This is a genomic window from Streptomyces sp. NBC_01707 (assembly GCF_041438805.1).
Classification (GTDB): Bacteria; Actinomycetota; Actinomycetes; order Streptomycetales; family Streptomycetaceae; genus Streptomyces.
Genome location: NZ_CP109190.1, coordinates 2,819,186 through 2,831,482, shown reverse-complemented (window position 1 = coordinate 2,831,482; position 12,297 = coordinate 2,819,186). Strand labels below are relative to the sequence as shown.

6 protein-coding genes are annotated in these 12,297 nt (G+C 68.0%); 3 read left to right on the top strand and 3 right to left on the bottom strand.

Features of this window, described 5'->3' with window-relative positions; genetic code table 11:
• Positions 1–433 precede the first annotated feature (433 nt).
• A complete protein-coding gene (gene acnA, locus OG963_RS12620) occupies positions 434–3,148 on the top strand; it encodes an aconitate hydratase AcnA (protein ID WP_371798905.1) in 2,715 nt (904 codons plus the stop codon).
• A 269-nt stretch (positions 3,149–3,417) separates the two neighbouring features.
• Here the strand turns inward: acnA and xylA are convergent, their stop codons facing one another.
• On the bottom strand, positions 3,418–4,587 hold the full coding sequence (xylA, locus tag OG963_RS12615) for a xylose isomerase (protein WP_319787735.1): 1,170 nt from the start codon (positions 4,585–4,587) through the stop codon (positions 3,418–3,420).
• A gap of 453 nt (positions 4,588–5,040) precedes the next feature.
• Here xylA and hemC point away from each other — a divergent pair, with 453 nt between their 5' ends.
• Positions 5,041–5,976, top strand: coding sequence for a hydroxymethylbilane synthase (gene hemC / locus OG963_RS12610; RefSeq protein ID WP_371798904.1), 936 nt, complete (start codon positions 5,041–5,043; stop codon positions 5,974–5,976).
• A gap of 63 nt (positions 5,977–6,039) precedes the next feature.
• Here hemC and OG963_RS12605 read toward each other — a convergent pair whose 3' ends face one another.
• Positions 6,040–7,017: a hypothetical protein gene (locus tag OG963_RS12605; RefSeq protein ID WP_093775538.1), complete on the bottom strand. Its 978-nt coding sequence runs from the start codon at positions 7,015–7,017 to the stop codon at positions 6,040–6,042.
• A gap of 245 nt (positions 7,018–7,262) precedes the next feature.
• Between OG963_RS12605 and OG963_RS12600 the strand changes: the two genes are divergently transcribed.
• On the top strand, positions 7,263–7,910 hold the full coding sequence (locus OG963_RS12600; protein ID WP_093775540.1) for a histidine phosphatase family protein: 648 nt from the start codon (positions 7,263–7,265) through the stop codon (positions 7,908–7,910).
• 139 nt (positions 7,911–8,049) lie between these two features.
• Here OG963_RS12600 and OG963_RS12595 read toward each other — a convergent pair whose 3' ends face one another.
• Complete coding sequence (locus tag OG963_RS12595; protein ID WP_371798903.1) at positions 8,050–11,898, bottom strand: GH92 family glycosyl hydrolase; 3,849 nt, start codon at positions 11,896–11,898, stop codon at positions 8,050–8,052.
• Between the last annotated feature and the right edge of the window lie 399 nt (positions 11,899–12,297).

Sequence of the window (12,297 nt, the reverse complement as noted above, 5' to 3'; positions counted from 1 at the left end):
TGGTCCGATGCGTGGGGCCGTCCCGTGTGAGTGTCAGGGGTGCACGGGGGTGCCAGGGCTGCATGGGGGTGCGGTTCAGGGTGTACCGCAGGATGCGCCGGGCTGCGCGGCGGGGGCCCGGCCGACAATTCCTGGGCGCTGTCGGGCGCTGTCGGGGCCGGTGCGGGCGTTGGTTCGTCGGGGAGGTTCCTCGGTCGCATGAGATGGACGGTGCTGCACGGGCAGCCGGGCATGACCCTTCAGCGGTGATGTACTAGAGTTATCTCGACATCGAGATATCTGCCGAAGGCGCACCGCAGCCGCCGTACGGTAAGGGTTACCTAACTAAGCCTTACCTTAGCGGATGGTCGAGAAGCCGTAGGCGGCACCACGCGGCGCCCGCCGTTATGAGGCGCGGTGCGGTGGTACGCGCACATTGATGAAGGAGACTGTCGTGTCGGCGAACAGCTTCGACGCCCGCAGCACGCTGCGCGTGGGCGACGAGTCGTACGAGATCTTCAGGCTGGACAAGGTCGAGGGCTCCGCGCGCCTCCCTTACAGCCTGAAGGTGCTGCTGGAGAACCTGCTCCGCACCGAGGACGGCGCGAACATCACCGCCGACCACATCCGGGCGCTCGGTGGCTGGGACTCCCAGGCCCAGCCCAGCCAGGAGATCCAGTTCACGCCGGCCCGCGTGATCATGCAGGACTTCACCGGCGTTCCGTGTGTCGTGGACCTCGCCACCATGCGTGAGGCCGTGAAGGAGCTCGGCGGCGACCCGGCGAAGATCAACCCGCTCGCGCCGGCCGAGCTGGTCATCGACCACTCCGTCATCGCGGACAAGTTCGGCACCAACGACGCGTTCGCGCAGAACGTCGAGCTGGAGTACGGCCGCAACAAGGAGCGCTACCAGTTCCTGCGCTGGGGCCAGACCGCCTTCGACGAGTTCAAGGTCGTCCCCCCGGGCACCGGCATCGTCCACCAGGTCAACATCGAGCACCTCGCCCGTACGGTCATGGTCCGTAACGGCCAGGCGTACCCCGACACCCTCGTCGGCACCGACTCGCACACCACCATGGTCAACGGCCTCGGCGTGCTGGGCTGGGGCGTCGGCGGCATCGAGGCCGAGGCCGCGATGCTCGGACAGCCCGTCTCCATGCTCATCCCGCGCGTCGTCGGCTTCAAGCTGACCGGCGAGCTGAAGCCCGGCACCACCGCCACCGACCTCGTGCTGACCATCACGGAGATGCTCCGCAAGCACGGCGTCGTCGGCAAGTTCGTCGAGTTCTACGGTGAGGGCGTCGCCGCCACCTCCCTCGCGAACCGCGCCACCATCGGCAACATGTCGCCGGAGTTCGGCTCCACCGCCGCGATCTTCCCGATCGACGACGAGACGCTGAAGTACCTGCGTCTGACCGGCCGTGACGAGCAGCAGGTCGCGCTCGTCGAGGCGTACGCCAAGGAGCAGGGTCTCTGGCTGGACCCGGCCGCCGAGCCGGACTTCTCCGAGAAGCTGGAGCTCGACCTCTCCACGGTCGTCCCCTCCATCGCTGGCCCGAAGCGTCCGCAGGACCGCATCGTCCTGGCCGACGCCAAGGAGCAGTTCGCGCAGGACGTCCGCAACTACGTCTCCGAGGACGAGGAGTCGGGCAAGGAGTCCTTCCCGGCTTCCGACGCCCCGGCCTCCGCCAACGGTGTGCCGTCGCGTCCGACCACGGTCACGGCCCCGGACGGGACGACGTACGAGATCGACCACGGCGCCGTCACCGTCGCCGCGATCACCTCCTGCACCAACACCTCGAACCCGTACGTCATGGTCGCCGCGGCGCTCGTGGCCAAGAAGGCGGTCGAGAAGGGCCTGACCCGCAAGCCGTGGGTCAAGACCACCCTCGCCCCGGGCTCCAAGGTCGTCACCGACTACTTCGACAAGGCGGGCCTGACCCCGTACCTCGACAAGGTCGGCTTCAACCTCGTCGGCTACGGCTGCACCACCTGCATCGGCAACTCCGGCCCGCTGCCGGAGGAGGTCTCCAAGGCGGTCAACGAGCACGACCTGGCTGTGACCTCGGTGCTCTCCGGCAACCGTAACTTCGAGGGCCGGATCAACCCCGACGTCAAGATGAACTACCTGGCGTCCCCGCCGCTGGTCGTCGCGTACGCCATCGCCGGTTCGATGAAGGTCGACATCACCAAGGACGCCCTGGGCATCGACCAGGACGGCAAGCCGGTCTACCTCGCGGACATCTGGCCCTCCGAGGCCGAGGTCAACGACGTCGTCGCCAACTCCATCGGCGAGGACATGTTCAACAAGTCCTACCAGGACGTCTTCGCCGGTGACGCCCAGTGGCAGGCGCTGTCGATCCCGACCGGCAACACCTTCGAGTGGGACCCGCAGTCCACCTACGTACGGAAGCCCCCGTACTTCGAGGGCATGACGATGGAGACGACCCCGGTCGCCGACATCGCCGGCGCCCGCGTGCTCGCCAAGCTGGGCGACTCGGTCACCACCGACCACATCTCCCCGGCCGGTGCGATCAAGGCCGACACCCCGGCCGGCACGTACCTGACGGAGCACGGCGTCGAGCGCCGCGACTTCAACTCGTACGGCTCGCGCCGTGGTAACCACGAGGTCATGATTCGCGGCACCTTCGCGAACATCCGCCTGCGCAACCAGATCGCTCCGGGCACCGAGGGTGGCTTCACCCGCGACTTCACCCAGGCCGACGCACCGGTGTCGTTCATCTACGACGCCTCGCAGAACTACCAGGTCGCCGGCACCCCGCTGGTCATCCTGGCCGGCAAGGAGTACGGCTCCGGCTCGTCCCGCGACTGGGCCGCCAAGGGCACCGCGCTCCTCGGCGTCAAGGCCGTCATCGCCGAGTCGTACGAGCGCATCCACCGCTCGAACCTCATCGGCATGGGCGTCCTCCCGCTCCAGTTCCCGGAGGGCGCGACCGCCGAGGCCCTCGGACTCACCGGCGAGGAGACCTTCTCCTTCACCGGCGTGACCGAGCTGAACAACGGCACGACGCCGCGCACGGTGAAGGTCTCGACCGACACCGGTGTGGAGTTCGACGCGGTCGTCCGCATCGACACCCCCGGTGAGGCGGACTACTACCGCAACGGCGGCATCATGCAGTACGTGCTCCGCAGCCTGATCCGCAAGTAGGCGGTCCGGTAGGTCGCGAAGGGCCGCACCCCCCGCCGGGGGTGCGGCCCTTCGGCGTGCCCGGGGCGACCGCGAGCGACGACGCGCCCGGACAGCCCGTGCGGATCGGCGCGAGGACCGGCCCGGCCTCCGGCGCGTCGAGGCCGACCGGGCTGCATCGGGACACAAACATGCCCGGGTGCGGATCCGACGGATCCGCACCCGGGCATGGCGGGGCAAGGGGCCGGGGGTCCGGGGCTCGCCGGCGGCGGACCATGGCCCCCGTGGGCTCAGCGGACGCCGAGCAGGTGTTCCATGGCGAGCTGGTCGAGGGCTTCGAAGGCCATCGAGCGTTCGGCGGCGGTGGTGACGTCGAACTCCTCGAACGCGGTGGTGTCGGCGAGGAGGCTCTTGAGGCCGTCCTCGGCGGTGGGCTGTGCGAGTTCGTCGAGGCGGGAGGCGGCCAGTGCCTCCTGGACGGCGGGGTCGGCGCGGAACGCGAGGGCGCGCTCCTTGAGGATGAGGTAGTTGCGCATGCAGTTCTTCGCGGACTCCCATACGCCGTCGATGCCGTCGGTGCGCACCGGCTTGAAGTCGAAGTGGCGCGGGCCGTCGTAGTCGGAGGTCTCGAGGAGGTCGACGAGCCAGAAGGCCTGGCGCAGGTCGCCGGCGCCGAAGCGGAGGTCCTGGTCGTACTTGATGCCGGACTGGCCGTTGAGGTCGATGTGGTAGAGCTTGCCGGCCCACAGGGCCTGCGCGATGCCGTGCGGGAAGTTCAGCCCGGCCATCTGCTCGTGGCCGACCTCGGGGTTGACGCCGTACATCTGCGGGCGTTCCAGGCGCTCGATGAACGCGAGGGCGTGGCCGACGGTGGGCAGCAGGATGTCACCGCGCGGCTCGTTCGGCTTGGGCTCGATCGCGAACCGCAGGTCGTAGCCCTGCTCGACGACGTACTCACCGAGCAGGTCGAAGGCCTCCTTCATCCGGTCCAGCGCGACCCGTACGTCCTTGGCGCCGCCGGACTCCGCGCCCTCGCGGCCGCCCCAGGCCACGTACGTGGTGGCGCCGAGCTCGACGGCGAGGTCGATGTTGCGGATGACCTTGCGCAGCGCGTAGCGGCGCACGTCGCGGTCGTTGGAGGTGAAGCCGCCGTCCTTGAACACCGGGTGGGTGAACAGGTTCGTCGTCGCCATCGGGACCTTGAGACCGGTGCGGTCCAGGGCGTCCTTGAACCGGGTGATGATCGCGGCCCGCTCGCTGTCCGAGGAGCCGAACGGGATCAGGTCGTCGTCGTGGAAGGTCACACCGTGCGCACCGAGCTCCGCGAGCCGCTCGACGGACTCGACCGGGTCGAGCGCGGGACGGGTGGCGTCACCGAAGGGGTCGTTGCCGCGCCAGCCGACGGTCCAGAGACCGAAGGTGAACTTGTCCGCGGAGGTGGGAGTGAAGCGGTCCGACATGAATCTGCCTCTTGTCGACAAGGGACCGGACGGCTGCACCGCCGACCGACCGATTTGTTTACTGACAGTACTAATACTGCATCGCGGCGCTCGTCGCCAGCCCGTCTCCGTGACACATCAGTCACATAGGGGCAACGTGGCGGCCTCATCCTGTTCCTGGGGGCACCTAAACAGGGCAAACCGACGTACTGCTCCGTTCATGTCCTGATAATTCCGCCAGATTTGTTTTGCGTATGACCAAAATCAAGATGCACGGCCGACGAGGCCTCCTGGAACCACTGACGGGACCATGAAGTCCACCGGCGGCTTCCGGTGGACGCGGCAGGGTGCGCCACGTCGCCACCGAAACGGGTCGCACACCCGTCCGAGAGCTCCAACTGGCTTGACGCTGCGCGTACATGGGTAGGCGCTGTGCGCCCGGGAACCCGCATCGGACGGTCTATCGTGGGCGACATGTCCGCGCCTGAACTCATCCGCATCGTGTCCCGAGACTCGCCCATGGCTCTTGCCCAGGTGGGGCGCGTCCGTGCCGAGCTGGCCGCCCTCCATCCCGGCACCGCCACCGAAGTCGTGGCCGTCAAGACCACCGGTGACAAGTGGATGGGTGATCTCGCCCAGGTCGAAGGGAAGGGCGCGTTCACCAAGGAGGTCGACGCCGCCCTCCTCTCGGGCCAGGCGGACCTGGCAGTGCACTGCGTCAAGGACATCCCGGCCGACCGGCCGCTGCCCGCCGGAACCACCTTCGCGGCCTTCCTCCGCCGGGACGACATCCGCGACGCCCTCGTACACCCCGGAGGTCTCACCCTCGACCGGCTCCCCGACGGAGCCAGGATCGGCACCTCCTCCGTACGGCGCAGCGCCCAGCTCGCCGCCTCCCATCCGCACCTCCAGTGCGTGCCGATGCGGGGCAACGCCAACCGCCGACTGGACAAGCTCGCCGCAGGAGAAGCGGACGCGCTGCTTCTGGCCGTCGCCGGACTGGAACGCATCGACCGCACGGATGTGATCACCGAAGTCCTCCCGGTCGAGGTGATGTGCCCGCCGATCGGAGCCGGGATCCTCGCCCTCCAGTGCCGTGAGGGCGACAGGGAGCTGATCGACGCGATCAGCCTCCTCGGCGACCCCGCCACCCACCGCGAGGCCACCGCCGAGCGCATGTTCCTGCACGTGCTGCAGGGCCACTGCAACAGCCCCATCGCCGGATACGCCCGCACCGACGGCAGCGGCGAACTGTCGCTACGGGCGAAGGTGTTCACGCCCGACGGGAAGGTGGTCCTCAACGCCCACGAGTGGGCGGGTCGCCTGGACCCGGCCACACTCGGCACGTCCGTCGCCGTCGCCCTGCTGCGCCAGGGCGCCCGCGAACTCATCGACGGAATCCCGCACTGAACCGGCCCGGCGCACCATCCGGGGCCCCCTGAGTCGGCTGCCCCGGGCCGAGGAGCTGTTCGATCAGGTCCGTGAAGGCACGATGCAGACCCGATCGTCGGCGATGTCCTTGCCGGAGGCGTACGGGTCGACGACAGGCCACGGCCGGTCGGCCCGCGCCGCCTCCCTGGAGAAGTACGGGTGGACGAAGCCGTCGGCCGTGCGGCAGTCATGGTTGGCGAGCAGTCGCCGGTACTCGACCGGAACCAGTTTTCCCGGTGCCGCTCGCTCGTCGAGGTCCAGGACCAGTTGCCGTCGCACGACTGTGCGCGCCACCTCCTCCGTACCCTTCCACGGCCCGGGTTCGGCACCCGGGGCCGCACGTCGCAGCGCGTACACGAAGGTGTAGTCGGCTCGGACACGCAACCGCCCCGGCTCGCCACCTGCCTCGAAGACCATGCGGCCGTGCACTCTGATGCCGTCCTCGGCCACCCGGAGCTCTGTCGGATCGAAGCGGGTGAACAGCTCGGTGGGATCACCGCCCTGCGTACCCGGTTTGCGTAGATGGCGGATCAGACGGGCGCGGGAGGAGTCCTGCGCGTCAAGCATGTTCAGGGCCTTGGTGGGCCACTCGCCGTGAAGCACGGCCGGATCCAGATTGGTCGCGATCAAGAAGTCCTTGGTCCGGTTCAGCGCGTCGAAGACCCGCTCCTCCGGTATCCCGTTCACGGCCTTGACATCCGGCACCTGGATACCGGTGTCGTCGGGCGCCCAGCCGTCGGCGTGCGAACCCCGAAACGGCAGATTGGTCGTTGCCGGCCATGTGTCGGGCCACAAGCGCTCAGGCCTCGTGCCGGCGGCGAACGGCTCGTCGGCAGGCCGCTCCCCGGACGTGCTGTTGATCAGCCACACTGCGAATCCGACCAGCACCGCGGCCGCCGCGCCTCCGGCCAGCCCCCGCTTGAGCCGGCGCCGGGACCGGTCCCTCCGCAACGTCTCCTCCCGGCCCGCGTCCTCGCGCTCCGCGCGCAGCCGCGCGACATAGTCCACCGGATCCGGCATGCCCGCCCCATTCTCGTCTCACTGTCGTAGACATCTGACGAGCCAAGCCCCTGTAGCACAAGGCATCCCATCACACGTGATGATCACGTAATCAGCACACGGCGGGACTCCGGGCCGCCGCGCCGCGAAATGACCCACCCGCCCCCCTTTGCACGGGGCCCGGAATGCGATCGTGGGTCAGGGAGTTTCGAAGCTACGCAGCAGGCGGCGCGAACAGCGCGGCGAACAGAGAGCGGACGGCACCCATGGGCGAGTTGATTCTGATCCGGCACGGCGAGACCGAGTGGTCCCGGTCCGGGCGGCACACGAGCCATACCGACCTCCCGCTGACCGCCCTCGGCGAGCGGCAGGCCCGTGCTCTCGTGCCGCTGATCGCCGACCGGAAGATCGGGCTCACCCTGGTGAGCCCGGCCCTGCGGGCCCGGCTCACCGCCGAACTTGCCGGGCTCACCTCGCCCCGTATCACCCCTGACCTGCGTGAATGGGACTACGGCGGCTATGAGGGTGTGACCACCGTCGAGATCCACCGCACCCGGCCGTCCTGGAACCTGTGGACCGACGGGGTCGCGCCGGGCTCGGAGGACCATCCCGGGGAGACGCCGGCTCAGGTGGGGGAGCGGGCCGACCGCGTGCTCGCCGAGATCCGGACGGCCGCCGAATCACTGGGGGACGCGGACATCGCCCTCGTTGCACACTCCCACTTCCTTCGCGTGCTCACCGCTCGCTATCTCGGGCTGACGACGTCCGGCGGCACACTGTTCCAGCTCGCCACGGGGGCCGTCTCCCGGCTCGGCACCGAGCACGGGAATCCGGTCATCACAGCCTGGAACCTGGCCCTTCCCGAGAGTCTCCTCCAAGCGGCAGCGCCGGATCCGGTGCAGTCGCCGGAGTGAGACGGGGCCGGTAGGCGCCGTTCCTGACGGCGGGGCGCAGTCGCGCACACCACGCCGCGAACGAATCCGTCCGCACCGTGGAATGAACGAACGGCCGGTACCTCACCCGAGGTACCGGCCGTTCACAGGAGCGCAGAGGTCAGGAGATCAGCTCCACCTCCGCCAGCGTTCCCTCACCATCGGGCACGAGGCGGTAGTGCTCGTACGTTCCCGTCCTGCTCACCGAGAAGACCCGCGTCTGCTTGTCCCACGCGAACGACTGCGCGGACCGCTTGTCCAGGTCCTTCCAGGTCGTGCTGTCCGACGAGCCCTGCAGGACCCAGCCCTTCGGGGCCTTCGTCGCATCGCCCGATGTCAGCGTGTACTGGACCGCCTTCGTCGATGCGGGCACCGGCAGCTCCACCGGACCGCTCACGGTCGCCGTCGTGGCCGACGTGTTGTCGTACAGAGCACCCTCGCCCTTCAGTACGTCCTTCTTCGGCGACGGCACCTGGTCGTCCTTGGTAATCGACGTCGGGGCAGCGTCCTTGCCCGTCCCCCACGCCGACGGCTTGGCGCCCATGTCGAACTCCAGGACACCGCCCTTGGCGAGCAGGTCGTGCGGCAGCGACGTGGACGTCCACTTCTTGCCGTTGACCTTCAGGCCCTGCACATAGATGTTCTTCGCGCTGTTCTTCGGAGCCTTGACGACCAGGTCGTGGCCGTTCTCCAGGTGGACGGTCGTCTTCGTGAAGAGCGGCGAGCCGATCGCGTACTCGCCACTGCCCATCACCAGCGGGTAGAAGCCGAGCGAGGAGAAGAGGTACCAGGCCGACTGCTCGCCGTTGTCCTCGTCACCGTGGTAGCCCTGGCCGATCTCGCTGCCGGTGTAGAGACGGCTGAGGACCTCGCGGACCTTCTCCTGCGTCTTCCAGGGCTGCGACGCCGCGTCGTACATGTACGTGACGTGGTGCGCGACCTGGTTGCTGTGGCCGTACATGCCCATCCGTACGTCACGCGCCTCCGTCATCTCGTGGATGACACCGCCGTACGAGCCGACGAACTCCGGGCCCGCCGTCTCGGGAGTGGAGAAGTACGTGTCGAGCTTCTTGGCCAGGCCGTCGCGGCCGCCGTACAGGTTCGCCAGGCCGCGGCTGTCCTGCGGGGCCGTGAACGCGTAGCCCCAGCCGTTCGTCTCCGTGTAGTCGTAGCCCCAGATGCGCGGGTCGTACTTGTCGGAGGCGACCCGCCAGTCACCCTTGGCGTCCTTGCCCTGGAAGAAGCCCGCCTTGGAGTCGAACAGCTCGACGTAGTTGCGGGCCCGGTTCAGGAAGTACTCCGACTCCTCCTTGTACCGCTCCTTCTTCGTCTTCTTGTAGAGCGCCTGGCCCATCTGCGCGAGGCCGTAGTCGTTGAGGTAGCCCTCCAGCGACCAGGACAGACCCTCGTGCGTCGACGTGTTCGCGTAACCCGCGAACGGGGACGTCTCCATGCCCTTGCGGCCGACACCCGACGACGGCGGAACCACCGTGGCGTTCTTCAGCGCCGCCTCGTAGGCCGCCTCGCCGTCGAACTTCACGCCCTTGACGTAGGCGTCCGCGAACGCGACGTCCGACGAGGTGCCGGTCATCAGGTCGGCATAGCCGGGGGAGGACCAGCGGGAGATCCAGCCGCCGTCCTTGTACTGCTGGACGAAGCCGTCGACCATCTCGCCGGCCTTCTTCGGCGTGAGGAACGAGTACGCGGGCCAGGTCGTCCGGTACGTGTCCCAGAAGCCGTTGTTGACGTACACCTTGCCGTCGACGATCTTCGCACCCGTGTGGGTGGGGGTGTCGGAGCCGATCTGCGGCGAGAACGGGCTGGCGTACTTGTCCTTGCCGCCGACCTGCTCGAAGCCCGAGTTCGGGTAGAGATACAGGCGGTACATGCTGGAGTAGAGACTCGTCAGCTGGTCGGCGTCGGCGCCCTCGACCTCCACCTTGCCCAGGATGTCGTCCCAGGCGTGCTGCGCCTGGTCCTCGACGCGGCCGAAGGAACGGGACGCGGGGATCTCCGCGGCGAGGTTCTGCTTCGCCTGGTCGATGCTGATCAGCGAGGTGGCCAGACGGAGGTTGACCGTACGGTCCTTGCCGGCGTCGAAGCGGAGGTAGCCCGTCACGTCGTCACCGCCGCCGCCCTTGAGCTTGCCGCTCGCGGTGACCGGTGCGTCGAAGACGCCGTAGACGAAGAGCCGGGTGGCACCGGTGGAGAGGCCGCTCTTCACGTCGGAGAAGCCGGTGAAGGAGCTGGTCCCGGGGTCGAGGGTGAGCCCGCCGTCGTTGGAGATGTTGTCGAAGACGACGGAGGCGTCGTCACCGGGGTAGGTGAACCGCATCCGCGCCGCGTGGTCGGTCGGCGTCATCTCGGCCTTGAGGCCGTTCTCGAACGTCACACCGTAGTAGTGCGGCTTCGCCGTCTCGTTCTCGTGCTTGAACGGCAGCGCGCGCGCCGTGCGGGAGGCGTCCGGCTCGTCCTTGGCCACCGACGGCATCAGCTGGAACGTCTGCCGGTCGCCCATCCAGGGGCTCGGCTCATGGCTCGCGCTGAACGCCTGGAGCGTAGGCAGGTTGTCGTCGTTGTTGGCACGCTGGTAGTCGTACAGCCAGCTCGTCGAGCCTGCGTTGGTGACCGGCGTCCAGAAGTTGAAGCCGTTCGGGACCGCGGTGGCGGGGAAGTTGTTGCCGCGCGAGAAGCCGCCGCTGGAGTTGGTGCCGCGGACCGTCGACGCGTAGTCGGACAGGTGCGCCCGGCGCTTCTCCGGGGCCTTCGGGGCAAGCTTGATGTCGTCGAGCCAGCCCTGGAACTTCGCCGGGCCCTTGGGGGAGTCGTACGCCACCAGGATCCGGTCGACGGTCTTGCCCGCCGCGACCGTGCCGATGCGCGAGGCGACCTTGTTCCACTGGTTGACGTACAGCCGCTTGGCGTCGGCCTGGCCCTGCGGGGTCAGCAGACCGCCGTGGCTGTCGGTGGCGCCCAGGTCGCTCAGATACGTACCGTCGGTGAAGGCCAGGTCGACCGAGACATGGGTGGCGGGGTACGAGAGGTCTGTCTCGCCCATCTGCGGGTAGACGAGGTAGGAGAGCTCGGTGTCCCGGGTGACGGCCGTGTCGACGTCGAAGATCTTGTTGTACGAGTACGCGTGGCCGTCCGGCTTGTGCGTACCCGCGTACCGCAGGGCCTTCTTACCGGTGAAGCCCGCGCCGGCCTTGGCGGTGGGCGAGCCGGACGGTCCGCGGTCGATCTGGCTGCGCATCTCCTCGGGGGCGGGGGTGCTGGTGTCGCCGTCGGAGAACTGGACGTCGGCGAGCTGGGTCGCGTCCGATGCCCCGTTGTTCTTGGTGACGTTCAGGCGGTAGTGCTGGTAGGCCGTGTCGCTCGAGAAGTCGTACGACTTCGTCTGGAAGCGCTCGGAGAAGGACTGCCCGGTCCGGGAGTCGAGGTCCTTCCAGGTCTTGCCGTCGGCGGAGCCCTGAAGGGTCCAGTCCTTCGGGTCGCGCTCGTCGTGGTCATTAGCCGAAGTGAGCGCGTATGTCACGACCTTGACCGGTTCGACGAGGTCGAACTCGATCCAGCCGGTGGGCTCGAAGGTCAGCCACTTCGAGGAGGACTCCCCGTCGACGAGGTTCTCCTTGACCTCGCCACCGCCGGTGTTCTCACCGCTGGCGCGCAGATCCGTCACCTTGTCGGTGACATTGCCCGGTATTCCGGCGGAGAAGCCGCCGTCGATACCCGATGCCCGCTTCTTCCCGTCCGGGCCCTCTTCCACGGTATTGCGCCAGTCCGGCTGCTTTTCGTTCGCTTCGAACGATGAGCTGAATGTCTGGTCGCCCGTGGGCTTTTCACCCTTTTCGGCAAACCTCGCCGACTGTGCGGCGGCCGTGGTGGGGGCAGTCACCACCAGGACCAGTGAAGCCGCGATGAGTGCGGCCGTGCGGTTTTGTCTCTTACGAGAACCATGTCGGGGCTGCATGCCGAGCCATTCCTCCCGAGGAAGCGCACTGGACAACGTTGTCAGGGCGATGTGCAGGATCCAGTAGGGAGGCAAGTGGCGTGATGTGTCAAGGGTGTTGGACGAGGGCGCGCGGGTGAATCGACCGGATTGCGGAAATCGTTACACCCGGACGAGGGTGTGCGGTGCCCATGTATCCGCGAGGTCTCAACTCGGGAAAGACTGCCGCTCAAACCTGCATTCGATCTTGCTCAGTTGGCTGCAAGTGGACTATACCTGTCGGCGTCTGCCCCGCCGTTTTCTACGCGGACGCGGACAAGGGGGCCGGGGGGAACGGCCGGGGGGCGCCATCGCTGCATCCATCGGTTCGATCTCCGGAATCCCCCGCAGCATCTGGCTAGCCTGCAAATCAGCACGACC

Bases quoted from the DNA above. Each gene is read 5' to 3' on its own strand.
- xylA (WP_319787735.1), bottom strand. From the start codon at position 4,587: ATGTCGGACCGCTTCACTCCCACCTCCGCGGACAAGTTCACCTTCGGT.
- hemC (WP_371798904.1), top strand. From the start codon at position 5,041: ATGTCCGCGCCTGAACTCATCCGCATCGTGTCCCGAGACTCGCCCATG.
- OG963_RS12605 (WP_093775538.1), bottom strand. From the start codon at position 7,017: ATGCCGGATCCGGTGGACTATGTCGCGCGGCTGCGCGCGGAGCGCGAG.
- OG963_RS12600 (WP_093775540.1), top strand. From the start codon at position 7,263: ATGGGCGAGTTGATTCTGATCCGGCACGGCGAGACCGAGTGGTCCCGG.
- OG963_RS12595 (WP_371798903.1), bottom strand. From the start codon at position 11,898: ATGCAGCCCCGACATGGTTCTCGTAAGAGACAAAACCGCACGGCCGCA.